Here is a 23,907-nt window from a genome sequence, read left to right as displayed (position 1 = left end):
CGGGACGAAGGTCACGCGGGGCGTCCCCCCGGGGAGTGCGCGGGGGAGCGGCGTACTACCGTCGACGGATGGACGCCCTCGACTCCCTGGTGCGCGACAGCACGCTGTTCGGCGACGCCGCGCGCAGCGCACCGCCCGACGCGCGCGTCCCGTCGTGCCCCGACTGGGTCGGGGCCGACCTCGTGTACCACCTGGCGGAGGTGCAGGACTTCTGGTCCCGCGTCGTCGGCCCGGCGCCCGGCGAGGGCCTCGACGGCGACGACGTGCCGCCGCTGGCCCGTCCGGGCTCCGACGCCGAGCTCCCCGCCCTGCTCCAGCGTTCCACGAGCCGCCTCGTCGCCGCGCTGCGCGGACGGGACCCGGACGAGCCGTGCTGGTCGTGGCACGAGGAGGGCCGCCGGGTGGGCTGGGTCCTGCGCCGCCAGGCGCACGAGGCGCTGATCCACCGGGCCGACGCCGAGCTCACCGCGGGCCGCGACGTCAGCCCGGCGGACCCGGTCGTCGCCGCCGACGGGGTCGACGAGGTCCTCGCGGTCATGGTCGACGGCGTCCCGGGCTGGGGCGTCTTCACCCCCGACGGCGCGACCGTCTCCGTGGTCGTCGACGGCCCCGGCGAGACGCCCCGCAGCTGGGAGCTCGCCTTCGGGCGGTTCACGGGCACCGGCCCGGAGTCCGGCACGACGTACGACCTGGACGCGGCCCAGCTCGTCGACCTCCCGGGGTCCACGACCACGCAGGTCGCCGGTCCGGCCTGGGCGCTCGACCTCTGGCTCTGGGGCCGCGGCGGCGCGGACGGGCTCACCGTCGCCGGGGACGCCTCGCTCGCGGAGCGGCTGCGCCGCGTGGCGGCGGAGGGCACGCGCTAGCCCTCGCGCGCCGCGCCCTCCTCGTCGGCGGCCGGCCGCGCCGACTTCTCCTCGAGCTCCTCGAGCAGGTTGCGGATCTCGGACCGCACGAAGTCGCGCGTCGCGACCTCGCTCAGCGCGATGCGCAGCGCCGCCATCTCGCGGGCGAGGTACTCCGTGTCGGCCAGGTTGCGCTCGGCGCGCTGACGGTCCTGCTCCGCGGTGACGCGGTCGCGGTCGTCCTGGCGGTTCTGCGCGAGGAGGATGAGCGGCGCGGCGTAGGACGCCTGGAGCGAGAGCATGAGCGTCAGGGCGGTGAACCCGAACTCGGCGGAGTCGAAGCGCAGGCCCTCGGGCCCCCAGGAGTTCCAGAGGATCCACAGGACGCAGAAGATCGTCAGGTAGATGAGGAAGCGCGGCGTGCCGAGGAACCGCGCGATGCCCTCCGTCGCCTTGCCCACGGCGTCCTGGTCGACGCGGTAGCGGGGCAGCAGCGTGCGTCGCGCCGCCTTCGGCGTGTCGAGGCGGTCAGCCACGGGGGACCTCCGTCCGGGCGCGCGGGCTCGCGTCGGCGCGCGGGTCCTCCGGCCGGTGCTCGACCTCGACGTCGTCGGTCTCGCGCCAGTCCTCGGGCAGCATGTGGTCGAGCACGTCGTCGACGCTGATCGCGCCGAGGAGACGCTTCTCGGAGTCGAGCACGGGGACGCACAGCAGGTCGTACGTGGCGAGGATGCGGGTGACGCGGCCGAGGGGCGCGTCGGGCGCGATGCCCTCGACGTCCGTGTCGAGCACCGACCCCACGGCCGCGTGCGGTGGCTCGCGCAGCAGCCGCTGGAAGTGGGCGACGCCGAGGAACCGGCCCGTGGGCGTCTCGAGCGGGGGGCGCGCCACGAACACCATGGACGCGAGGGCGGGCGCGAGGTCCTTGCGGCGGATCTGCGCGAGGGCCGTCGCGATGGTGGTCTCGGGTCCCAGGACGACGGGCTCGGTCGTCATGAGGCCGCCCGCGGTGTCCTCGGCGTAGGCGAGCAGGCGGCGCACGTCGCGCGCCTCGTCCGGCTCCATGAGCTCGAGCAGCTGGGCCGCCTGCGCCTCGGGCAGCTCGTGCAGCAGGTCGGCCGCGTCGTCGGGCTGCATGGCCTCGAGCACGTCGGCGGCGCGGTCGTTGTCGAGGCCGGAGAGGATCGCGACCTGGTCGTCCTCCGGGAGCTCCTCGAGCACGTCGGCGAGGCGCTCGTTGTCGAGCGCGCCCGCGACCTCGAGGCGCCGGGTGTCGCCGAGGTCGTGGATGACGTCCGCGAGGTCCGCGGGCTTGAGGTCGTCGTACGCGGCGAGGAGCATCGCGGCGCCCTGCGCGGCGCCCGTGCGCCCGGCGAGACCTGTCACCGCGGTGGTGTCGACGACGACGGCGTCCCCGCGGCGGCGCAGCCGCAGCGTCCCCTTGTGCTCGGCGCTGCGCCGGACGAAGAGCTTCGCGACCAGCCAGTCGCCCGTGCGCTGACGCTCGATCGCGAGGTCCTCGACGGTGCCCGTGCCGGAGCCGTCGACGAACTCCACGCTCCGCTCGAGGAGCTCGCTGAGGGCGAGCGTCTCCATCGCGCGCTGCTCGAAGCGGCGCATGTTGACCAGGCCCGTCGAGATGACCTGGCCGCCGTCGATGGACGTGACGCGCGTCAGCGGCAGGAACACGCGGCGCCGGCCCGGCACCTCGACCACGAGGCCGACGGCCCGGGGCAGCCCTTTGGGCCGCAGGAGCACGACGACGTCCCGCACCCGCCCGACCTGGTCGCCGATCGGGTCGAAGACGCTGGTGCCCGCGAGACGCGCGACGAAGACGGTGGTGGCTGCACTCACGCCGCCAGCGTACGCAGGTGCCGCCCTCGGCGCGCCGGAAGCCCGTCGTCGCGCCCCGTGCCCCCGTCCGGCCGCGCGGGCGCGGCGTAGCGCCGCGCCGACGAGTAGGACAGACTGGGCGAATGAGCATGACGCGCCCGAACGTCAACCCCCGAGTGCCCACCCTGCCCCGCGGCGAGGAGGTCGCGTCCTACGCGACGTACCTCGAGGCGCAGAAGGCCGTGGACTACCTGTCGGACAACAAGTTCGCCGTCGAGGTCGTGACGATCGTCGGGACCGACCTGCGGATGGTCGAGCGCGTCACGGGTCGGCTGACCTACGGCCGCGTCGCGCTCGCGGGCGCGGCGTCGGGCGCGTGGTTCGGCCTCTTCGTGGGGCTGCTGCTGTTCATGTTCTCGGGCTCGGGCGGCTACGTGCTCACGGGCATCGCGATCGGCGCGGGCTTCGGCCTGCTGTTCTCGGTGCTGTCGTACGCGCTGACGCAGGGCAAGCGCGACTTCACGTCGCAGAGCCAGATCGTCGCTTCGGGGTACGCGATCCTCTGCGCCCACGAGCGCGCGGGCGACGCGCGCCAGCTCCTCGCCCGCATGCCGGAAGGAGCGGGCGGGGTCCGCGCCGCGGCCGCTCCGGCGAACCCCACCTGGGGGACGCCGGCCGGGCCGCCGCAGCACCACGCGCCCGCGCAGGGCCCGGTGCCGCCGGCGCAGGCGCAACCGCCCGCCGGGGCTGCGGTCCCGCAGCAGGGGCAGGACGGGACGACGCCGCCCCCGGCCCGGACGCCCGACCCGCGCTGGACCACGCCCTCGGGCGAGCCGCGCTACGGGGCCATGCGCCCGACGTCGGGCACGGCGGACGCGCCGGAGCAGGCCGCCCCGCAGCCCCCGGCCGAGCGGCCCGACGACCCGGCGCGCCGGCCGGACGCCCCGGCCTGACACCGGAGCGGCGGGCTCAGCCGCGCAGCGACCGCATCCAGGCCTCGACGTCCTCCGGGCGCCGGGGGAGTGCGGCCGAGAGGTTCTCGTTCCCGTCCGCGGTGACGAGGACGTCGTCCTCGATGCGCACCCCGATGCCGCGGTACTCCTCGGGCACGGCGAGGTCGTCGGCCTTGAAGTACAGCCCGGGCTCGATGGTGAAGACCATGCCGGGCTCCAGGACACCGTCGAGGTAGAGCTCGCGGCGCGCCTGGGCGCAGTCGTGCACGTCGAGGCCGAGGTGGTGCGACGTGCCGTGCACCATCCAGCGGCGGTGCTGCTGACCCTCCGGCGAGAGCGACTCCTCGGCGCTCACGGGCAGGAGGCCCCACTCCTCGAGCCGTGCGGCGACGACCTCCATCGCGGCCGCGTGCACGTCGCGGAAGCGGGCGCCCGGCACCGCGACGGCGAACGCCGCGTCGGCCGCGTCGAGCACCGCCTGGTAGACGCGGCGCTGGACGTCGGTGTACTCGCCGTCCACGGGCAGCGTGCGGGTCACGTCGGCGGTGTAGAGGGAGTCCACCTCGACGCCCGCGTCGAGCAGCACGAGCTCTCCCGGCCGGACCACGCCGTCGTTGCGGATCCAGTGCAGCGTCGTCGCGTGCTCGCCCGCCGCGGCGATGGTCTCGTACCCGACGGCGTTGCCCTCGAGGCGCGCGTGGCCGTCGAACGTCGTCTCGATGACGCGCTCGCCGCGGCGGTGCCCGAGCGCGCGAGGCAGGGAGCGCACGACCTCCTCGAAGCCCGCGACCGTGGCCGCGACCGCGGCGCGCATCTGCTCGACCTCGTGGTCGTCCTTGACGAGGCGCAGCTCGGACACGGCCTCGACGAGCGCCGCGTCCGTGCGCCGGTAGGCGGCCTGGGCCAGCTCGAGCCACTCGGCGTCGGTGCGCTGCTCGTGCGAGGACTCCGTGGTGGACTGCTCGGCGCTCTCGTCCACCCCGGCCTCCGCCCGGATCGCCTCGACGAGCGTCTCGACCGCCTCGTCGGCTCCGGTCACGACGAGCAGGACCGTGCCGTCGGGGCCGACGTCCTTCGCGAGCGCGTCGCGCAGGCCGTCGACGTGGTGGGCCTCGATCCCGGTCAGCGTCGTGACGTCGTCGAGCGACGGGCGCGCGCCGACCCAGAACTCCCCGTAGCGCGCGTCGGCGTAGAACTCCTCGGTGTCGCGCGCCGCGAGCGGGCGCACGTAGAGGACGGCGCGGTGCGCGCTGCGCCCCGTCCCGTCGGGACCTGAGGGGTCGCCGGTGCCGGGCTCGACGGGGTGCAGGACGAGCACCGCGTCGGGCTCCTGGTCCCAGCCCGTGCCCGTGAGGTGCGCGTACGCCGAGTGCGGCCGGAACCGGTAGTCGGTGTCGTTCGAGCGGACCTTGAGCGGCCCGGCGGGGATCACCAGGCGCGCGCCGGGGAACCGCGCCGAGAGCGCGGCGCGGCGCGCGGCCGCGAAGGGCGCTGCCGGCGACGGGGCGACGTCGAGCGCGGCGCGCGGCGCCCAGCCGCTCGTGATGAACGCCTTGAACGCGGCGGAGTCGGGGCGCTGCGAGCGGTTGCTGCCGCGCGCCGACACCTCCTGCGGCTCGCCCGCCGTGACGGCGGGCTCGGTGGTCTCGGGGGTGACGGGGGTGGCGTCGGTCATGCCCCCAGTGTCGCACCGCGGGACCGGCGGAAGTCGGCGAGCGCCCGCGTCAGCACGCGGTTGAAGGCCTCGGGCGCCTCGCTGTTCACGTCGTGGCCCGCACCCGGCACGACGACGAGCGCGGCGTCCTGGGCCGCCGCGAGGTAGCGCTGCTCGTCCAGGCGCATGTGGTCGCGGGCGCCGTTGACGAGCCAGACCGGCACGTCCACGTCGCGCACGTGCGCGAGCCACGAGCGCCCGGCGAGCTGGGTGAGCGCGTCGGTGACGATGCCCCAGCCGGGCCGGTGGGCCGCGGGCTCGCCGTCGGACCATCGCACGACGTACGACGCCGCGCCGCCGCCGGGCACCGAGCGGCCGGCGCGCGTCATGCCCGACCAGGCGGCCGTCGTCGTCCGCGAGGCCCAGCGCGCGCCGCGGCCGACGACGCCACCGCCCGCGACGGCGAGGCGCGCGACGTCCCGGTAGAGCGCGACGGGCTTGCCCTTCGGGTCCGACGTGCACGCGGCGGCGACGACACCCGCGAGGTTCGGGGGGCGGCGGGCGGCCCAGGCGAGGGACGTGTAGCCGCCGAGCGAGAGCCCCACGAGCGCGACGCGACGGTCCGGGCCGAAGGACGCGGCGGCGTCGTCGATCACCTCGAACGAGCGCTCGAGCGTGAAGCGCTCCCGGGACAGCGCACCGTGCGCCGGCAGGTCCACCGCGACGGCGTCGTGGCCGAGGGACCGGACGTGCTCGACCTGACGGTCCCAGATGGCGCCGGAGGTGCGCAGCCCGTGGACGAAGACGATGCCGGGCGCGGCAGACCCGGCGGCGGCGGCGTCGCCGGTCGGGGCGGGCCGGCGGTGCGAGGACGTGGTGGGCGTCGTGGCCGTGGTGTGGGTCATCGTCGTCGACCCTCGCACCCGTACCTGGGACCACCGTGAGCGGCGCCGTCGTCCCGCGTGAACATGTTGTGCGGGTCCCGTGGCGCGCGCCCCGGCGCACGGGCGGACGCGCCCCGCGCGGCGCTCACTATCCTGGGACCCGTGCGCATCGACCTCCACACCCACTCGACGGCGTCCGACGGCACGGACGCGCCGGGGGAGGTCGTCGAGGCGGCCGCCGCCGCCGGTCTCGACGTCGTCGCGCTCACCGACCACGACACCACCGCCGGCTGGGCGCAGGCCACCGACGCGGCGCTGCGCACGGGCGTCGCGCTCGTGCGGGGCGCGGAGATCTCGGCGCGCTCCGGGGGGATCAGCGTCCACGTGCTGTCGTACCTGCACGACCCTGCCCACGCGGCCCTGCTCGACGAGCTCGAGCGCACGCGGGACGCGCGCACGAGCCGCGCGCGCAGGATGGTCGACCTCCTCGGCGAGGACTACCCGATCACGTGGGAGGATGTGCTCGCGCAGACCGCCGAGGGCACGACGATCGGGCGACCGCACATCGCGGATGCGCTCGTCGCGGCCGGGCACGTGACCGACCGCTCCGCGGCGTTCGCGACGATCCTCGCACCCGGCACGCCGTACTACGTGCCGCACTACGCCCCGAGCGCGGCCGCGGCCGTGCGCGGCGTCCGTGCGGCCGGAGGCGTCCCCGTCTTCGCCCACCCGGGCGCTGACGGCCGGGGTCGGGTCGTCGCGGACACCGTGATCGAGGAGATGGCCGCGGCGGGGCTCGCCGGGCTCGAGGTGCACCACCGCGACCACGACGAGCGTCAGCGCACCCGGCTCGGCCAGATGGCCCGCACCCTCGGGCTCTTCGTCACCGGGTCGAGCGACTACCACGGGGCCGGCAAACCGAACCGGCTCGGGGAGAACACGACAGCACCGACCGTGCTGGAGCAGATCGAGGAGCTGGGACAGCTGGACGTGATCCGATGAGCCGCCGACCGACGAGCCGCCGAGGCCGTCTCGCAGGGCAGGGCACGGTGGACGCACGATGAGCGACTGGTTCGACGTCCGGCTCTTCACCGAGGTGTTCGTCACCCTCTTCGTCATCATGGACCCGCCGGGCACCGTCCCGGTGTTCCTCGGCCTGACGAGCGCGATGGGCGCGAAGCAGCGCAACCAGGCGGCACGCACCGCGATCCTCGTGGCGTTCGGCGTCATCGTGGCGTTCGCGGCGTTCGGCCAGCAGATCCTCAGCTACATGCACATCTCGCTCCCGGCGCTGCAGACGGCGGGCGGCCTGCTCCTGCTGCTCGTCGCGATGGAGCTGCTGACGGGCAAGATGGAGGAGCCGCAGCCGTCGGGCAACAAGGGCGTCAACGTCGCGCTCGTGCCGCTCGGCACGCCGCTCCTCGCCGGGCCCGGAGCGATCGTCGCGACGATGGTGTTCGTGCAGCGCGCGGGCGAGCGCGGTGGGGGCGTCGCGGAGTGGGTCGCCATCGTGGCGGGCGTCGTCGCGGTCCACGTGTGCCTGTGGCTCTCGATGCGCTTCGCCAACGTCATCAACCGCGTCCTCGGCGACTCGGGGACGATCCTCGTCACGCGCATCGCCGGGCTCCTCCTCGCCGCGATCGCCGTCCAGCTCGTGGCCGACGCCGTCACGCAGTTCGTCCAGACGGCCTGACCGTGCACGTCCGAGGACGCGCGGGCCACCTGTGAGCGCGGTGCGCCGTCCGTTCGGCGTCGCGGCCGTCGCCGCGCTGCTGCTGGCGGCTCTCAACCTGCGGCCCGCGGTCGTGGCGGTCTCGCCCCTGCTCGGGGAGATCCGCGCCGACTGGGGGCTCAGCGCGGCGGCCGCCGGGCTGCTCACGGCGCTCCCCGTCCTGTGCTTCGGGCTGCTCGCACCGGTCGCGCCGGTGCTCGCGCGGCGCTGGGGCCTCGAGCGCGCGCTCCTCGCGAGTCTCGTGGTGCTCGCCCTGGGCTTCGCCGTCCGCCTCGTGCCGACGACGTGGGGGCTGTTCGCCGGGACGCTCGTCGTGGGCAGCGCGATCGGCGTCGGCAACGTGCTGCTCCCGGCGCTCGTCAAGCGCGACTTCGCCGACCGGGTCGGGCTGATGACCGGCCTCTACTCCATGGCGCTCTCCGGCGGCGCCGCGCTCGCCGCCGGCCTGACGCTCCCCGTGGCCGGCGCCGCCGGGCTCGACTGGCGCGGCGCGCTCGCGACCTGGGGCGTCCTCGCCGTCGCCGGGGCGCTCGTCTGGGCCCCGCGCGCGCTCCGGGCGACCCTGCCCGCCCCGACGGGGTTCCGCGGCGGCGCACGGCCGGCCGGACGCCGGTCGGTGTGGCGCAGCCCGCTCGCCTGGGCCGTGACCGTGGTGATGGGGACGCAGTCGCTGTCCTTCTACGCGACGAACGCCTGGCTCCCCGAGGTCTTCGTGTCCCTCGGCCGGTCCCCGGAGGCCGGGGGGTGGCTGCTCGCGCTGTGCAACCTCGTGGGGATCGCCGGCTCCTTCGTCACCCCGGTCCTCGCCGGACGGATGCGCCGGCAGCGAGGGATCGGCGTCGTCCTCGTCCTCCTGGTGGGCGCGGGACTGCTGGGGCTCGTGCTCGCGCCGTCGGCCGCGGTGGTGTGGGTCGTGCTCCTCGGGCTCGGCCAGGGCGGCGGGATCAGCCTCGCCCTCACGCTCATGGCCCTGCGCGCCCACGACGCCGCTCACACCTCGGAGCTGTCGGGGATGGCGCAGAGCGCCGGGTACGTGCTCGCCGCGTGCGGACCCATCGGTGTCGGTCTCGCCCACGACGCGAGCGGGTCGTGGACGCTCCCGCTGCTCCTCCTCGCCGGCGTCGCGGTGGTGCAGGGGATCGCGGTGTGGTTCGCCGGCCGCGACGCGCACGTGCGCTGACGGCCGGACGGTCTCGCCTGCCGCGGGCTGGGCGCCCGCGACCGGCAGCGGTCCGCGACGGCCAGGGTCCGCGACCGGTCGGGGCCCCGGAGCGCGACGAGCCCCGGTCCGCCCCCGCCGTCGTGCGGTCGGGAGGCGGGCCGGGGCTCGTGGCTCGTGGGCGGTGCGGCCTACTCGGCGGCGGGAGCCCCGCCCTGCTCGGTGCGGTCGACCGGCTGGCCGCCGCGCGTGCGACGGCGGCTGCGGGACCGACGACGGCGCTCGCCGCCCTCGGCCGACCCGCCCGGCGCCTCTGCTGCGGCGGCCGTGCTCGCGCCCTCGGCGTGCTCGCCCTGGCGACGCGGCTCGGCCTGACGACGGCCGGCGTCCCCGCCGCGCCCACCGTCGCGACCACCGTCACGCCCACCGTCACGACCGCCCTGCCCCCGACCGTCGCGACCCGACCGGTCGCCACCGGGGCCGCCACGGGCCGGACGCGCGGAGGTGTGCCGCTTGCCCGTCTCGCCGAGGTCCTCGAGCACCTCGGCGTCGAGGCCGGCGAGCGTCCGCTGCTCCTTCGGGAGGCGGCCCTTCGTGCCCTCGGGGATCGACAGGTCGGTGTACAGGTGCGGCGACGTCGAGTACGTCTCGACCGGCTCGGGGATGCCGAGGCCGAGCGCCTTGTCGATGAGCCCCCAGCGCGGCAGGTCGTCCCAGTCGACGAAGGTCACGGCGGTGCCCGTGTTGCCCGCGCGGCCGGTGCGGCCGGTGCGGTGCAGGTACGTCTTCTCGTCCTCGGGGCACTGGTAGTTGACGACGTGCGTGACGTCCTCGACGTCGATGCCGCGCGCCGCGACGTCGGTCGCGACGAGCACGTCGATCTTGCCGTTGCGGAACGCGCGCAGCGCCTGCTCGCGCGCGCCCTGGCCGAGGTCGCCGTGGATGGCACCGGAGGCGAAGCCGCGCTCCGCGAGGTCGTCCGCGACCTTGGCCGCGGTGCGCTTGGTGCGCGCGAAGACGATCGTCCGCCCGCGCCCCTGCGCCTGCAGGATGCGCGCGAGGACCTCGACCTTGTCGAGCGCGTGCGCCCGGTAGACGACCTGGGCGATGTTCTTGACGGTCTGGCGACCGTCGTCGTCCGCCTCGATCGCGCGGATGTGCGTCGGCTGCTTCATGTAGCGGCGGGCCATCGACACGACCGCGCCCGGCATCGTGGCCGAGAAGAGCATGGTGTGGCGCTGCGCGGGGGTCCGGGCGAGGAGCTTCTCGACGTCGGGCAGGAACCCGAGGTCCAGCATCTCGTCGGCCTCGTCGAGCACGACCGTGTTCGCGCGCGTGAGGTTCAGGTGCCCCTGGTTCATGAGGTCGATCATGCGGCCGGGCGTGCCGACCACGACCTCGACCCCGCGCTGCAGGGCCTCGACCTGCGGCTCGTACGCCCGCCCGCCGTACACCTGCAGGACGCGAACGCTGCGCAGTCGCGACGCCGTCTCGAGGTCCTTGGCGACCTGGACGGCGAGCTCGCGCGTCGGGACGACGACGAGCGCCTGCGGCTTGCCCGGGGAGGGCAGCTCGTCGAAGCCCGGCTCGCCCGGTGCGACGACCCGGTGCAGGAGCGGGACGCCGAAACCGAGGGTCTTGCCGGTCCCCGTCTTGGCCTGCCCGATGATGTCGTGGCCCGACATCGCGACGGGCAGGGTCATCGCCTGGATGGGGAAGGGGTGGGTGATGCCCGCGTCGGCGAGCGCCGTGACGATCTCCGGGCGGACGCCGAAGTCGGCGAAGGACGTGTTGTCGGACTGTACGCTCGCGGCGACGGCGCGCGCGTCGGCGCTGACGTCGGGGGTGGCGTCCGTGGTGGTCGCGTCTGTGGTGGTCACTGGTGCCTCTGTCTCGTCGGCGCGCGCGACCGCTTCGTCGGGGAGCCTCGGGAACCGGCTCCGCCGCCGGGGGACCCGGACGTGGTCGTACGCGCTTCGTGGCCGGCAGCCGATCGTGGAATTCGTGGCGCGGGCCCGCGGAGCGGACCCGTACCGCCGTCGTCGCACGAGGACGGGCGTCGCCCTTCGTGCCGGCCGGGGCCGGGACGGGCGCGTGAGGTCAGGACGACCGGGCAACCGATGTACCCGCCCATGGTATCCGACGGCGGCTCCGCCGCGCTCCGGGCACCGCGGCCGCCACTATCCTGGCGGGATGATCGACGTCGACCAGCCGACCGGACCGACGACCGGCGCGACCGAGGACGCGCTCGAGCTCCTCGGGCTCGTCGCCTACACCGAGCTCGCGAGCTTCGGCCGGCTCGCCGGCGACGCCGCGCACGCGCCGACCCTGCGCCAGCGCCAGGCGCTGTCCCGCATGGCCGCCGAGCTGCTCCACCGGCAGGAGTCGGTGCTGGCCCGCGTCGCGGAGCTCGGGGGCGACCCCGAGACGTGCATGGCGTCGTTCGACGGCCTGTTCGACGACTTCGACGAGCGCACGCGACCCAGCACGTGGTGGGAAGGGATCCTCAAGGGCTACGTCGGCCAGGGGGTCGCGGACGACTTCTGCCTGCTCGCCGCGGACGGCCTCGACGACCGCTCGCGGGACGTCGTCGTGGGCTCGCTCACGCAGGTGGCCCGCGCGGACCGCTCGGCGTCCGTCATCGCGGAGGCCGCGACGGCGGACCCGGTGCTCGCCGCCCGGCTCGCCCTGTGGGGCCGCCGCATCGTCGGGGAGGCCCTGGGCGTGGTCGGCGTGGTGCTCGCCCGCCACCCGGCGCTCGACCGGCTCGTCACGGAGATCGGCCGCGGGGACGGCGACACGACGTCGGCAACCACGACGACGCAGTCCTGGGTCTTCTCGCGGCTCACCGCGGAGCACACGCGCCGCATGGACCGGCTGGGTCTCGCCGCCTGACGAGCGGCACCTCGCCTGCGCACGGCCGCGCACGTCGCACGCACGTCACCCGGACGTCGTCACCCGGACGTCGTCCGCACGCCCGACGGCCCGGACCCCTGCGTGCAGGGACGTCCGGGCCGTCGGGCGTTGCCGGACCGCAGGCCGTCGCGGGACCGCGGGTCGTTCGAGGCTGCGGGGTCAGAGCGACCCGAAGCCCACCCTGCGCTGCTCCTCCGTGCCGATCTCGACGTATCCCAGGGACACGGTCGGGACGATCACGCGGCGGCCGCGGGAGTCCGTCAGCTCCAGCGCGGGCGCTCCGCCCAGGGCGTCCGAGACCGCCTTCGCGACGGCCTCCGCGGACAGGTCGGTGTCGACGACGAGCTCACGGGCCAGGTTCTGCACACCGATCGTGACTTCCACGTGTTCTCCTCACAGCGGCCGCGCGCACGCGGCAGGTCGACGGTGGGCCGCCGGCGGGTGACCCACCGGCGACAACGCGATCGATAGTAGTCAGATTCCCTCGGGCCGTGTGCGGCGCAGCATGCCGTGCACGCCGCGCCACACGAGGCGCGGGACGAGGCGCGTGACGTCGTCCGCGCTCGCCGCGCCGTCGGGCCGCACCGCCTCGGTGGCCGCCGCACGGCCCACCGCGGTGCACGTCCGCGCGACGACGAGCGCCTCGGGACGCTCGAGCTCCGTGATGCGGACGAGCACGTCGGCGAACGTGTGCGCGATCAGCGTGTCGGGAGCGAGCACCCGGGCACGGACGACCGGGTCGCGCATGACGTCGGACTCGAACAGCAGCGCGGACGAGCGTCCCGCGGTGTGCGCGTAGGCCACGTACGCCCGCACGATCCCCTCGATCACGGCCAGCCCGTCGACCGCCAGGGCGTCCGCGTCGCCCGGCGGGGTGCCCGGTGCCGCGTCGCGGAAGGGGTCGAGCGTCGCGTGCACGGCCCGGACGAGCCGGTCGCCCTGCTCGTCGACGATCGCGAGGTACAGGTCGAGCTTGGACGGGAAGTGCCGGTACAGCACCGGCTTGCCGACGCCCGCCCGCTCGGCGATGTCGTCCATCGAGATGTGGTGGTAGCCGTGGGTGGCGAAGAGCTCCTCGCCGATCGACAGGAGCTGGGTGCGCCGCTGCGTCCGCGGCATCCGCACGCGCGGCACGGGGACGGCCCCGCCCTTGCGTCCCGGACCACCCGTCATGGGCCCGAGGATACGGGCGAACAGCGCGCGGTCGACCCGGGGCGACGAGGAGTGGGACGATGGCCGCGTGCCCGACCCCGACGCCCCGACCGAACCCCTGCACCACGGCGCGGACGACGCCGCGGCCGCTGCCCCCGCGAGGCGTCCCCACGACCGCGCGCACGACCGCGCGCACCGCCGTCAGCCACGTCGGGTCGTCGCGGTCCTCGCGTGCCTGGGCGTCGGCTTCGGCGGGGGCGTGGCCGCGGCGGAGGTCTGGGACCTGCCGGGCGGACCGGCCGGGACGGCTGCGGCGCCGGTGGTGAGCGAGCCCGTCGTGGCCGAGGGCACGAGGCCGTCGCCCTCGCGCGCACCGGACGCGGTGAGCCGGTCGGAGGAGGTGCGGGCACTGCTCGCCCTGCCCGCCGCTCCCTCCACGGCGGACCCGGCGGCACCGGCCCCCGGGACGCTCGTCCCGCTCGCACCACCGAGCCCGGCACCGACGCCTCCCGTCACGGTCCCCGACGCACCGGAGGTCCCGCCCGCACCGGCACGGACGCCGGCACCGAAGCCGCCGGCGGTCCGCGTCCCGGAGCCCGGGTCGGGCCTCACGGGGAAGGAGGTCGTCGCCGACCTCGGGGGGACGCTGGTCGTCGTCCCGGGCGAGGTCCCGGCACCGGGTCCGGGCACGGTCCGCTCCGTGCGCGTCGAGGCCGAGCTCGGGCTCCCGCTGGACGGCGACGTCCTCGCCGAGGCGGTGCTGGCGACGCTCAACGACCCGCGGGGCTGGGGCGCGACGGACGGCGTGACGTTCTCCCGCACGGCCGGCGACGACGCGTCGATCAGGGTCGTGCTCGCGAGCCCGGCCACCACGGACAGGATGTGCGCGCCGCTGCAGACCGAGGGCCGGTACTCGTGCGGCAACGCCGGCACGGGCGTCGCGGTCCTCAACTTCGACCGCTGGGTGCACGGCGCCGCGGACTTCGGCGACGACGTCGCGACCTACCGCCAGTACCTGGTCAACCACGAGGTCGGCCACGTGCTCGGCCACGGGCACGAGTCCTGCCCCGCGCCGGGTGCCGTGGCCCCGGTCATGGTCCAGCAGTCGATCTCGGCCGAGGGCTGCGTGCCGAACGGCTGGCCCGCGCCGTAGCGTGCGCGCCGGCACGGGGCGCGCCGGTCCGGCACCGGCCCGTTGTCGGTGGCTCGTGATGGGATCGCGTCGTGCTCCGGACCAGCGCGCAGCCCCACCGACCCCGCCTCGTCGCCCGTGACCACGACACGGAGGCCGCTCGCGCGACCCTCGACCCCTCCCAGCTCGCGGCGGTCGCGGCCGCGACCGGACCCGGGGCGACGCTCGTCGTGGGCGCGCCGGGGACCGGCAAGACGCTCGTCGCGCAGGAGATCGTGCTCGCGGCGCTCGAGCAGGGCGTCGCCCCCGAGCGCGTGCTCCTGCTCGCGGCGTCCCGGCGGGCCGCGGCGTCCGTGCGGGACCGGCTGTCCGAGCGGGCGCGGCGCACCGTGGGAGCGCCGATGGTCCGGACGGCGGCGTCCGCCGCGTTCGCGGTCCTGCGCGAGCGTGCTGCCGCGCTCGGCGACCCGCCGCCGACGCTCGTCTCCGGACCGGAGCAGGACCTCGTGCTCGCGGAGCTCCTCGAGGGGCACGTCGCGGGGGAGGGGGCGCCGCTCGAGCTGCCGGACGGCTTGCCGGAGGAGGTGCTCGGTCTGCGCGGCCTGCGCCAGGAGCTGCGGGACCTCCTCATGCGCGCCGCCGAGCGTGGCCTCACGCCCGCCGACCTGCGCGAGCTCGGGCGCCGGCACGAGCGCCCCGAGTGGGTGCTCGGGGCGCAGCTCTACGCCGAGTACCTCGACGTCACGGCATTGCGCGGTGGGACGCCGGACGCCGGCGCGCGGCTCGACCCGGCCGTCGTCGTCGACGAGGCGGCCGAGGCGTTGCGCGCGTGGGACGCCGAGGTGCCCGACGCGCCGCGCCCGGGGTGGGACCTCGTCGTCGTCGACGACTACCAGGAGGCGACGGTCGCGACCGCCCGGCTCCTGCACGTGCTGCACGACGACGGCGCGCGGCTCGTGCTGCTGGCCGACCCGGACTCCGCGGTGCAGGGCTTCCGCGGCGCGAGCCCGGGGCTCGTCGGGCGCGCGTCGGCACCGCTGCGCAGCGGACCGGGCGCCCGCGGCGAGCTCGGCGCGCGCGTCGCGGTCCTCGGGACGGCCTGGCGCCAGCCGGACCCCCTGCGCGCCGTGACGCGCCGGGTCGCGGCGCAGGTCGGGACCCTCTCGGGGGCGGTGCACCGCGGCGCGCAGCCGCGGCCCGCGCCCGGACCCGCCGAGCCGGCCGCGGGGCAGGCGGTCGAGGTGGCCGTCCTCTCGGGTCCCGCGCAGGAGGCGGCCTTCGTCGCGCGCGAGCTGCGCGCGGAGCACCTCCTGCACGGCACGCCGTGGGGCCGCATGGCGGTCGTCGCGCGGACCGGCGGGCGGCTCGCCGCCCTGCGCCGCGAGCTCGTGGCGGCGTCGGTCCCGGTCACGCTGCTGGGGTCCGACGTGCCGTTGCGGGACGAGCCGGCGGTCGCCCCCCTGCTCGCCGCGGTGCGCGCGTGCGTCGCCCCTGCGGACGACGCGGTGCCGGCCCTCGACCCCGCGACCGCGTCGCTCCTGCTGACGTCGCCCCTCGGTGGCCTCGACGTCGTCTCGCTGCGCCGCCTGCGACGCGCGCTGCGCGCCGAGGAGCTGGCGGGCGGAGGAGGCCGGACGTCCGACGCCCTGCTCGTCGAGGTCCTGGACGACCCGGCGCGCGCCGCGACCCTCCCGCCGACCGTCCGTCGTGGTCCGGTCGCCGTCGCGCGAGCCCTCGCGGCCGGCCGGGCGGCGGCGGGCGAGGCGGGGGCGAGCGCGCAGACGGTGCTGTGGGCCGTGTGGGCGGCGACGGGCCTCGCGGAGCGCTGGCGGTCCGCCGCTCTCGACGGCGGGCCGGCCGGCGCACGCGCGGACCGCGACCTCGACGCGGTCCTCGCGCTCTTCCGGGCGGCGGAGACGTTCGTCGACCGGATGCCGGGAGCGCCGGTCGCGGCGTTCGTCGAGTACCTGGCGTCCCAGGACCTGCCCGCGGACTCCCTCGCGGCGCGCGCGAGCGGGACGGACTCGGTCGCGGCGCTCACGCCGGCGGGCGCCGCCGGTGGGGAGTGGGACGTCGTCGTGGTGGCGGGCGTCCAGGACGGGGTGTGGCCCGACCTGCGGCTGCGTGACTCGCTTCTCGGCTCGCAGGCCCTCGTCGAGCTGCTCGCGGGCCGCTCCGACGACGCACGGGGGGTCGGCCCCCAGGCGCGCGCGCAGGTGCTCGCGGACGAGCTGCGCGCGTTCGTCGTCGCGACGTCGCGCGCCTCACGGCGGCTCGTCGTCACCGCGGTCGAGGACAGCGAGGACGCGCCGTCGGTGTTCTGCGACCTGGTCGTGCCGCCGTCCGGGCCGACCGAGGGCCCCGGGGACGACGACCGGGACACCGGGCCCGGCGGCCCCACGCCGGACGGTCCCCCGCCGGGCGGCCCCCTCGCCGGGTCGCGCCGTCGCGTGCAGGTCGGTGCGCCGCTCGACCTCCGAGGCGTGGTCGCGGCCGCGCGTGCCGTCCTCGTCGCGGACGCGGCGGCGTCGGGTCCGGCTCCCGGGCCGGACGCCGCGAGCAGCCCGACCTCGCTCGAGGCCGGGGCGGCGGCGACGCTCCTCGCCGACCTCGTCGCCCTCGGCGTGCCGGAGGCGCGGCCCGAGACCTGGTACGGCGTGGCGGGGGTGTCGAGCACGGCCCCGCTGCGCGCCGACGACGAGACGGTCACCGTGTCGCCCTCCAAGGTCGAGACGGTGACGACGTGCGCCCTGCGCTGGACGCTCGAGGCGGCCGGCGGGACGGCCCCCGACGCCGCGCACCAGAACCTCGGCACGCTCGTCCACTCGATCGCCGAGACGGTGCCCTCGGGCTCGCTCGCCGAGCTCCGGGCCGAGCTCGACCGCCGGTGGCCCGAGCTCGCGCTGCCCGAGGGCTGGCCGTCGACGCAGCTGCGGCGACGTGCGGACCGCATGGTCGTCAAGCTCGCGGCCTATCTCGCCGAGGCGGGCGAGCCGCTGCTCGTCGAGCCGTCGTTCGACGTCACGGTCGGCAGGGCGCACCTGCGCGGGACCATCGACCGCGTCGAGGCCGCGGGCGAGGGAGAGGTGCGCGTCGTCGACCTCAAGACCGGGCGGCGCACCGCGACGAAGGCCGAGGGCGCCGAGCACCCGCAGCTCGGCGCGTACCAGCTCGCCGTCGAGGCCGGCGGGCTCGACCTCCCGGAGGGCACGCGGAGCGCGGGCGCGCAGCTCGTCTACGTGGGCAGCACGCACGTCGGTCCGGCGGTCGTCGCGCAGCCGGCGCTCGACCCGGCGCCGGACGGCTCGAGCTGGGCGCGCGACCTCGTCGAGGACGCGGCGGACGCGATGGCGTCCGCGACCTTCACGGCCCGGCAGAACGGCCTGTGCGAGATGTGCCCGGTCCGCCGGTCGTGCCCGGTGCAGCCCGAGGGCAGGAAGGTGGTGGCATGAGCAGCGAGCTGTTCGAGCTCCCGGAGCCGTCGCGACCCCGCGTCCGGCTCGTGGGGACGGCCGCGGGGCCGGACGACGCGCAGGGCGCCGGGACGACGCCCGCACGCCCGGCCGTCTCGGCCACGGAGATCGCCGACCTGCTGGGCCGCCCGCGCCCCACGCCCGAGCAGGTCGAGGTCATCGAGGCGCCGCTCGAGCCGACGCTCGTCGTCGCGGGTGCCGGGTCGGGCAAGACGGAGACCATGGCGGCCCGTGTCGTCTGGCTCATCGCCAACGACCTCGTCGCGCCCGACGCCGTGCTCGGCCTCACGTTCACGCGCAAGGCCGCGGGTGAGCTCGCCGAGCGCGTCCAGACGCGCCTCGCGCAGCTCGCGCGAGCGCGCGGCGGCGCGACGTCGGCGCTCACGCTGCTCGACCGGCCGACCGTCGCCACGTACAACGCGTACGCCGCGTCCCTCGTCGCGGACCACGGCCTGCGCGTGGGGGTCGAGCCCGGCGCGCGCCTCCTCGGCGAGGCGCAGCAGTGGCAGCTCGCGTCCGAGGTCGTCGAGAGCTGGGACGACGACCTCGGCACCGACCGTGCGGTGAGCACCGTCGTCGCGGCCGTGCTCGGGCTCTCCGGCGCGCTGGGCGAGCACCTGCTCGAACCGCTCGACGCGCGCGACCGCCTCGCCCAGATCGTCGAGACGCTCGACGGGCTCCCGCTCGGACCGCGGCAGAAGTCGCGCACGAAGGAGGTCGTCAAGCTCGTCGGCGACGTCGCCGAGCGCGTGCGCCTCCTCGACGTCGTCGCCGCGTACCGGCGCCGCAAGCGGGCCACCGACTCGCTGGACTTCGGCGACCAGGTGGCGCTCGCGGCGCGGCTCGCGCGCGAGGTGCCGGTCGTCGGCACGACGGAGCGCTCGCGGTACCGGGTCGTGCTGCTCGACGAGTACCAGGACACGTCGCACGCGCAGGTCGAGCTGCTCGCCGGCCTGTTCGGCGGCGGGCACGCGGTGACCGCGGTCGGAGACCCGCACCAGTCGATCTACGGCTGGCGCGGCGCGAGCGCGGGGGGCCTCGCGCGCTTCCCCGACCGGTTCCGCCACGCCGACGGCGGTCGCTCGGCCGTGCGCTTCCTCTCGACGTCGTGGCGCAACGACGCCGCGGTGCTCGACGCCGCGAACGTCATCTCGGCGCCGCTGCGGGCGGGGGGCGCGGGCGCGCCGGACGCGGCCGTGACGGTCCCGCCGTTGTCGCTGCGGCCCGGGGCGGGCGCCGGTGCGGTGAGCGCGCACGTCGCCGCGACGGCGGAGGAGGAGGCCGCCGCCGTCGCGGACTTCGTCGCCGCGCGGTGGCGCCCCGCGGGCGCGCCGGGGGGCCGCGTGACGGCGGCGGTGCTGTGCCGCAAGCGCAGCCAGTTCGCGACCGTCGAGGTCGCGCTGCGTCGCCGAGGTCTGCCCGTCGAGGTCGTCGGCCTCGGCGGCCTGCTGACGACCCCCGAGGTCGTGGACGTCGTGACGCTCCTCGAGGCGGTCCACGACCCGTCGCGCGGCGACGCCCTCGTCCGTCTCCTCACCGGGCCGCGCGTCAACCTCGGGGCGGCGGACCTGCACGCGCTCGGCTCGCGCGCCGCCGACCTCGCCCGGCAGGACGGCGGGCCGGCACGACGGGCGCGCACGCACCGGGCCGAGCACGTCCCGGACGGGCCGGGCTCGGCCGAGGGCGTGGACGGCGGGCTCGCGCCGGCCGTGGTCGAGGGCGACGTCGTCGACCACCGCTCGATCGTCGACGCGCTCGACGACCTCCCCGCACCCGGTCGTGCCGCCGGCGACGGACGCGTGCTCGGTGACGCCGCCCACGCCCGGCTCACCACGCTCGCCGCGACGCTGCGCTCGCTGCGGTCGCTGACCTACCTCTCGCTGCCGGAGCTCGTCGTCGAGGCGGAGCGCGCGCTGGGCCTTGACGTCGAGGCCTCGACGACGGCGGCGCTCCTCGCCACCCGACGGCTCACGGACCCGGACGCCGTGAGCGACCGGGCACGGGAGCACCTGGACGCGTTCCGCGACGTCGCGGCGACCTTCGCCCAGACGGCCGACGTGGCGACCCTCGGTGCGTTCCTCGCGTGGCTCGGCGTGGCGGCGTCGCGCGAGAACGGCCTCGACCTGCCCGTGCGCGAGCCGGACCCCGACGCCGTGCAGGTCATCACCGCGCACGCCGCCAAGGGCCTCGAGTGGGACGTCGTGGCGGTGCCGGGACTGGTCGACGGGGTGTTCCCGACCGTCGCGCGGTCGGCGTCGGGCACGCGTGCGGACAGCGGCTGGCTGACGGACGTGTCGCAGCTCCCGTACCCGTTGCGCGGGGACGCGGCCGACCTCCCGCAGTTCCGGTACGACCTGGCGACGGACACCAAGGACCTCGTCGCGCGCCGCGACGAGTTCCGTGCGGCGTCCGGCGAGCACCAGCTCGCCGAGGAGCGCCGGCTGGCCTACGTCGCGCTGACGCGCGCGCGGCGCGAGCTCTTCCTGTCGGCCTCCTGGTGGCAGACCGGCTCGACGCCGCGCGCGCTGTCCCCGTTCCTCCTCGAGCTCGTCGAGGGGGGAGCCGTCGCGGCGGACGGGTGGGCGGTCGCCCCGGAGCCGGGCGCGACGAACCCGCTCGAGGGCGTCGAGGTCACCGCCACGTGGCCGGCGTCGGACGACGCCGCGCCCGGCTCCGCCCGAGCCGTGCTGCGGGCCACCGCCGAGCGTGTCGAGGAGGCGTCCCGGCGGCGGGCGCGCTCCGCGGTGCCCCGCACGGTCGGCGGCGCGTCACCGGTCGGCGCGCCCGGGGACGACGCGTCCCGCACGTCGCCCGCCGCGGCGCTCACCGCCGCCGAGGGCCTGCTCGTGGACCAGGACGGTCGCGACCTCGTCGGGCTCGCGCGCGTGCTCCTCGCCGAGCGGGCCGACCGCGCCGGACGCGACGTCGCGCTGCCCGCGCACGTCTCGGCGTCGGCCCTCGTGCGACTCGCGAGCGATCGCGACGAGTTCGCGCTGCACCTGCGCCGCCCCGTGCCGAGCGAGCCGACCGTGCACGCGCGGCGGGGAACGCAGTTCCACCTCTGGGCCGAGCGGTACTTCACGAGCGCGTCGCTGCTCGACGTCGAGGACCTGCCGGGCGCCGACGACACCGACCTCGACCCCGACCAGGACCTCGAGTCGCTCCAGCGCACGTTCCTCGCGTCGTCGTGGGCCGCTCGCACGCCGCTCGCGGTCGAGGTCGACGTCGAGACGCCCGTCGGCGCGACCGTCCTGCGCTCACGCATCGACGCGGTCTTCCCGGAGCTGCCCGAGCTCGCCGGCGGCGCGACGGACGCCGTCGTGGTGGTCGACTGGAAGACGGGCCGGGCGCCGTCGGACCCGCAGGCGCGCCGGCACCGCGAGGTCCAGCTCGCGGTGTACCGGCTGGCGTGGTCGCGCTGGTCCGGGCTGCCGCTCGACAAGGTGCACGCGGCGTTCTACCACGTCGGGTCCGACGAGACGGTGCGCCCCGAGCGGCTGCTCGACGAGCAGCAGATCGAGGCGCTCCTGCGCGGGTGAGGACGCCGGCGCGCACGACCCCCGCGCGCCGACCGACCACGGCCCCTCCGGAGGCGGCCGCGGTGCGGCGCCGGGTCAGTCCGCGGCGTCCTCGCGCGTCGCGTCCTCGAGGTCGGCCAGCATGTCGAGCGCGTCCGCGACCACGTCGTCGAGCCCGTGCCGCACCCCGTGCAGGAGCCACCGGGCGAGCGCGAGCTCGCCCACGAGCAGTGCCCGCTCCGCGAGGTGCTTGTCCGTCAGCTCCGTGCGCCGCAGCTGGTACGCCTCCATGATCGAGTCGATCGCCTCCGGCGGTGCCGAGACGAGCAGCCACGCGAGGTCGTCCGCAGGGTCCGCGACGCGTGCGTCCGACCATCCGGTCACCGCCGCCACGCGACCGCGCGCCACGAGCACCTGGTCGGGACCGAGGTCGCCGTGCACGACGACGGGCTGGAACCGCCACAGCGACACGTCCTCGAGGGCGGACTCCCAGCGTCGCAGGAGCGCCGGCGGGACCTTGCCCGTCGCGGCGGCCTCGTCGAGCTCGGCCATGCGGCGCTGGCGGTACTCCTCGGCGTCGTACCCCGGCAGCCCCGCGTCGTCGACGATCGCGCGCGGCAGCTCGTGGACGGACGCCACGACCCGGCCGACGTCCGCCGCGAGACCCGGACCGGGGCGCAGCGACTCGACGTCGAGCGGAGCGCCCTCCACGGCGGGATGCACGACGGCGCGCCCGCCCTCGGGCAGGACGGCGGTGCCGCTGATGTGCGGGACCGTGAACGACAGCACCCCCGACGTGACGTAGTGGCGGAGCGACGCGAGGAGCTCGGACTCGGCCTCGAGCGCGGCACCCGCCTGGAGGCTGCGCGGCGCACGGACCGTCCACCGGGCGCCGTCCGCGTCGGTCACCACCGCCGTGTCGTAGTCGCCCGGGTCGGCGACGGCTCGCGCGGACCGCGCGTCCAGACCAGGGACGGCCGCCGTCGCGAGGGCGGCGAGGGTGAGCGGTGAACGAGGCACGCGCCCACGGTAGTCGCTCGCGGTGCGCGCCGACCGGCACCCACGCCGCCTGCACCCACGCCGCCTTCACCCGCGCCGCGACCTCGCACACCGCCCGGGCGGCGGTCCGCCTCCGCGGTGGCCTACGGTCGGGGAGTGAGCATCGACCACCCGCCGTACCGCCCCCTGCCCCAGCCGCTCGACGCGGCGCCGGTCGACCGCGCGGCCCACCGGCGCTCCGAGGCCGGTCTCGTGGGAAAGCTCCTGGCGGAGCCGGCCACGCGCGTCCTCCTCGTCCATCGCGGGCGGCTCGCCACCGCCGCCGACGGTGCGCTCGTGCTGCTGCCGGGCGCCGCGGTCGCGGGCGTGCCCGCACCCCACGGCGGCGAGCGTCCGCGCTGGATGTTCCTCGGCGAGGACGAGCCGGCGACCGGCGTCGGGGAGAGCGGAGCGACCGCGGCGACCGGCGCGACGTCGTACCTCGCCCTCGTCCTGCCCGACGACGCCGACGCCGAGGAGGTCGACATCGAGGGCGTCGACCCCGCCGACGCGCTCGCCGTCCTCGCCCGCACGCACACCTGGTCGGGGCTGCGCGAGCTGACGACCCGGCTCGACGCGACGCAGGCCGCGCTCGCGACGGAGGCCGTCGCGCTCGCCGCCTGGCACGCCGCGCACGAGCGGTGCCCTCGCTGCGGCGAGCCGACGACGCTCGAGAACGCCGGGTGGACGCGCCGTTGCGTCGCGCAGGGCACCGAGCTGTACCCGCGCACCGACCCCGCCGTCATCATGGCGGTCGTGCACCGGGGCACCGGGCCGGGCCGAGGTGCCGGGGCGGACGGAGGCGGCGCGGCGGACGCCGGTACGGATGGTGGAGTCGGGCCCGACGGTGCCGAGCGGCTGCTCCTCGGGCACGCGGCGCACTGGCCGGAGCGGCGGTTCTCCACGCTCGCCGGCTACGTCGAGCCCGGCGAGTCGCTCGAGAACGCGGTCCGTCGCGAGGTCAGGGAGGAGGCGGGCGTGGAGGTCGGCGAGGTGACCTACCGCGGGAGCCAGCCGTGGCCGTACCCCGCGTCGCTGATGCTCGGGTTCTTCGCGTCGGCCACCACGACCGCGCTGCGGGTCGACGGCGTCGAGCTCACGGACGCGCGGTGGTTCACGCGGGCCGAGCTCGAGCGCGACGTGCGCTCCGGCGAGGTGCTCCTGCCGGGGCGCGCGTCGATCGCCCGCGCGCTCATCGAGGACTGGTTCGGGGCGGAGCTGCCCGGCGCCTGAGTCCGTGCGCACGGCGCGCGAGGCGTCCGTTCCGGCGTTCCGCAGGACGCCTGCGCGGGTGCGCCCGCGGGAGGGTCAGGCGGCGAGGCGCTGCTTGACCTCGGCGAGGGACGGGTTCGTGGCGGCCGTGCCGTCCGGGAACACGACGGTGGGGACCGTGCGGTTGCCGTCGTTGACCTGCTCGACGTACTCGGCGGTCTCGGGGTGCTCCTCGATGTTCACCTCGGTGTACCCGATGCCCTCGGACTCGAGCTGCGTCTTGAGCCGGCGGCAGTATCCGCACCAGCTCGTCGAGTACATGACGATCGAGCCGGCGTCGGGGGTGGTCGGGGCGGTGGGCATCGGAGGCTCTCCTCGGGTCGGCGTGCAGGACGGCGCGTCCGGC

At 76.6% G+C, this 23,907-nt stretch carries 19 protein-coding genes; 10 read left to right on the top strand and 9 right to left on the bottom strand.

Translation table 11 applies throughout. The annotated features are described in order from the left end of the window. Positions 1-68 precede the first annotated feature (68 nt). On the top strand, positions 69-866 hold the full coding sequence (locus ACWPWV_RS01205; protein WP_454041180.1) for a maleylpyruvate isomerase N-terminal domain-containing protein: 798 nt from the start codon (positions 69-71) through the stop codon (positions 864-866). Here the strand turns inward: ACWPWV_RS01205 and ACWPWV_RS01200 are convergent. Together ACWPWV_RS01200 and ACWPWV_RS01195 are read right to left on the bottom strand one after the other, a co-directional pair. Continuing rightward, complete coding sequence (locus ACWPWV_RS01200) at positions 863-1,381, bottom strand: DUF1003 domain-containing protein (protein WP_454041179.1); 519 nt, start codon at positions 1,379-1,381, stop codon at positions 863-865. The genes ACWPWV_RS01205 and ACWPWV_RS01200 overlap by 4 nt on opposite strands. Next, on the bottom strand, positions 1,374-2,699 hold the full coding sequence (locus ACWPWV_RS01195) for a magnesium transporter MgtE N-terminal domain-containing protein (RefSeq protein WP_454041178.1): 1,326 nt from the start codon (positions 2,697-2,699) through the stop codon (positions 1,374-1,376). The genes ACWPWV_RS01200 and ACWPWV_RS01195 overlap by 8 nt, the downstream gene beginning before the upstream one ends. 122 nt (positions 2,700-2,821) lie before the next feature. Here ACWPWV_RS01195 and ACWPWV_RS01190 point away from each other — a divergent pair, with 122 nt between their 5' ends. After that, positions 2,822-3,631, top strand: a complete 810-nt coding sequence (locus ACWPWV_RS01190) for a general stress protein (RefSeq protein ID WP_454041177.1) — start codon at positions 2,822-2,824, stop codon at positions 3,629-3,631. Between the two features lie 16 nt (positions 3,632-3,647). Here ACWPWV_RS01190 and ACWPWV_RS01185 read toward each other — a convergent pair whose 3' ends face one another. Continuing rightward, the gene (locus ACWPWV_RS01185) at positions 3,648-5,306 is read right to left on the bottom strand and encodes an aminopeptidase P family protein (RefSeq protein WP_454041176.1); all 1,659 of its coding nucleotides are present in this window, start codon (positions 5,304-5,306) and stop codon (positions 3,648-3,650) included. After that, positions 5,303-6,190: an alpha/beta fold hydrolase gene (locus ACWPWV_RS01180; RefSeq protein WP_454041175.1), complete on the bottom strand. Its 888-nt coding sequence runs from the start codon at positions 6,188-6,190 to the stop codon at positions 5,303-5,305. Before ACWPWV_RS01180 ends, ACWPWV_RS01185 begins: the two co-directional genes overlap by 4 nt. Before the next feature lie 141 nt (positions 6,191-6,331). On the opposite strand from ACWPWV_RS01180, the gene ACWPWV_RS01175 reads away from it, so the two are divergent. From ACWPWV_RS01175 to ACWPWV_RS01165, 3 genes are read left to right on the top strand one after another with little or no spacing between them, the layout of a single operon-like run. Continuing rightward, positions 6,332-7,171: a PHP domain-containing protein gene (locus tag ACWPWV_RS01175; protein WP_454041174.1), complete on the top strand. Its 840-nt coding sequence runs from the start codon at positions 6,332-6,334 to the stop codon at positions 7,169-7,171. Positions 7,172-7,229: 58 nt separating this feature from the next. Then, positions 7,230-7,862, top strand: coding sequence for a MarC family protein (locus ACWPWV_RS01170; RefSeq protein WP_454041173.1), 633 nt, complete (start codon positions 7,230-7,232; stop codon positions 7,860-7,862). 31 nt (positions 7,863-7,893) lie between these two features. Beyond that, a complete protein-coding gene (locus ACWPWV_RS01165) occupies positions 7,894-9,081 on the top strand; it encodes an MFS transporter (protein WP_454041172.1) in 1,188 nt (395 codons plus the stop codon). Positions 9,082-9,251: 170 nt separating this feature from the next. On the opposite strand, the gene ACWPWV_RS01160 is transcribed toward ACWPWV_RS01165, so the two are convergent. After that, on the bottom strand, positions 9,252-10,940 hold the full coding sequence (locus ACWPWV_RS01160; protein WP_454041171.1) for a DEAD/DEAH box helicase: 1,689 nt from the start codon (positions 10,938-10,940) through the stop codon (positions 9,252-9,254). 313 nt (positions 10,941-11,253) lie between these two features. Here ACWPWV_RS01160 and ACWPWV_RS01155 point away from each other — a divergent pair, with 313 nt between their 5' ends. Further along, the gene (locus ACWPWV_RS01155; protein ID WP_454041170.1) at positions 11,254-11,955 is read left to right on the top strand and encodes a ferritin-like fold-containing protein; all 702 of its coding nucleotides are present in this window, start codon (positions 11,254-11,256) and stop codon (positions 11,953-11,955) included. Positions 11,956-12,135: 180 nt separating this feature from the next. Here the strand turns inward: ACWPWV_RS01155 and ACWPWV_RS01150 are convergent, their stop codons facing one another. Continuing rightward, positions 12,136-12,360: a DUF3107 domain-containing protein gene (locus tag ACWPWV_RS01150; RefSeq protein WP_454041169.1), complete on the bottom strand. Its 225-nt coding sequence runs from the start codon at positions 12,358-12,360 to the stop codon at positions 12,136-12,138. A gap of 90 nt (positions 12,361-12,450) precedes the next feature. After that, positions 12,451-13,149 (bottom strand): TetR/AcrR family transcriptional regulator, encoded by a 699-nt coding sequence (locus tag ACWPWV_RS01145; protein WP_454041168.1) that lies wholly within the window; start codon positions 13,147-13,149, stop codon positions 12,451-12,453. Between the two features lie 67 nt (positions 13,150-13,216). Between ACWPWV_RS01145 and ACWPWV_RS01140 the strand changes: the two genes are divergently transcribed. The 3 genes from ACWPWV_RS01140 to ACWPWV_RS01130 all read left to right on the top strand — a co-directional run bounded on the left by ACWPWV_RS01140 (position 13,217) and on the right by ACWPWV_RS01130 (position 21,272). Next, positions 13,217-14,281 (top strand): DUF3152 domain-containing protein, encoded by a 1,065-nt coding sequence (locus ACWPWV_RS01140; RefSeq protein WP_454041167.1) that lies wholly within the window; start codon positions 13,217-13,219, stop codon positions 14,279-14,281. A gap of 71 nt (positions 14,282-14,352) precedes the next feature. Continuing rightward, on the top strand, positions 14,353-17,712 hold the full coding sequence (locus ACWPWV_RS01135) for an ATP-dependent helicase (protein ID WP_454041166.1): 3,360 nt from the start codon (positions 14,353-14,355) through the stop codon (positions 17,710-17,712). Then, positions 17,709-21,272, top strand: a complete 3,564-nt coding sequence (locus ACWPWV_RS01130) for a UvrD-helicase domain-containing protein (protein WP_454041165.1) — start codon at positions 17,709-17,711, stop codon at positions 21,270-21,272. Before ACWPWV_RS01135 ends, ACWPWV_RS01130 begins: the two co-directional genes overlap by 4 nt. A gap of 75 nt (positions 21,273-21,347) precedes the next feature. Here ACWPWV_RS01130 and ACWPWV_RS01125 read toward each other — a convergent pair whose 3' ends face one another. Further along, on the bottom strand, positions 21,348-22,271 hold the full coding sequence (locus ACWPWV_RS01125) for a phosphotransferase (protein ID WP_454041164.1): 924 nt from the start codon (positions 22,269-22,271) through the stop codon (positions 21,348-21,350). 135 nt (positions 22,272-22,406) lie between these two features. Here ACWPWV_RS01125 and ACWPWV_RS01120 point away from each other — a divergent pair, with 135 nt between their 5' ends. Next, positions 22,407-23,522, top strand: coding sequence for an NAD(+) diphosphatase (locus ACWPWV_RS01120; RefSeq protein ID WP_454041163.1), 1,116 nt, complete (start codon positions 22,407-22,409; stop codon positions 23,520-23,522). 75 nt (positions 23,523-23,597) lie between these two features. Here ACWPWV_RS01120 and ACWPWV_RS01115 read toward each other — a convergent pair whose 3' ends face one another. Next, the gene (locus ACWPWV_RS01115) at positions 23,598-23,864 is read right to left on the bottom strand and encodes a mycoredoxin (RefSeq protein ID WP_454041162.1); all 267 of its coding nucleotides are present in this window, start codon (positions 23,862-23,864) and stop codon (positions 23,598-23,600) included. Positions 23,865-23,907: the final 43 nt, after the last annotated feature.

Source organism: Cellulosimicrobium sp. Marseille-Q8652, assembly GCF_965112045.1.
Note: the sequence above shows the minus strand (reverse complement) of the source record. Positions and strands in the feature narration are given on the sequence as shown.

Bases quoted from the DNA above. Each gene is read 5' to 3' on its own strand.
- ACWPWV_RS01205 (WP_454041180.1), top strand. From the start codon at position 69: ATGGACGCCCTCGACTCCCTGGTGCGCGACAGCACGCTGTTCGGCGAC.
- ACWPWV_RS01190 (WP_454041177.1), top strand. From the start codon at position 2,822: ATGAGCATGACGCGCCCGAACGTCAACCCCCGAGTGCCCACCCTGCCC.
- ACWPWV_RS01185 (WP_454041176.1), bottom strand. From the start codon at position 5,306: ATGACCGACGCCACCCCCGTCACCCCCGAGACCACCGAGCCCGCCGTC.
- ACWPWV_RS01180 (WP_454041175.1), bottom strand. From the start codon at position 6,190: ATGACCCACACCACGGCCACGACGCCCACCACGTCCTCGCACCGCCGG.
- ACWPWV_RS01170 (WP_454041173.1), top strand. From the start codon at position 7,230: ATGAGCGACTGGTTCGACGTCCGGCTCTTCACCGAGGTGTTCGTCACC.
- ACWPWV_RS01155 (WP_454041170.1), top strand. From the start codon at position 11,254: ATGATCGACGTCGACCAGCCGACCGGACCGACGACCGGCGCGACCGAG.
- ACWPWV_RS01145 (WP_454041168.1), bottom strand. From the start codon at position 13,149: ATGACGGGTGGTCCGGGACGCAAGGGCGGGGCCGTCCCCGTGCCGCGC.
- ACWPWV_RS01130 (WP_454041165.1), top strand. From the start codon at position 17,709: ATGAGCAGCGAGCTGTTCGAGCTCCCGGAGCCGTCGCGACCCCGCGTC.
- ACWPWV_RS01115 (WP_454041162.1), bottom strand. From the start codon at position 23,864: ATGCCCACCGCCCCGACCACCCCCGACGCCGGCTCGATCGTCATGTAC.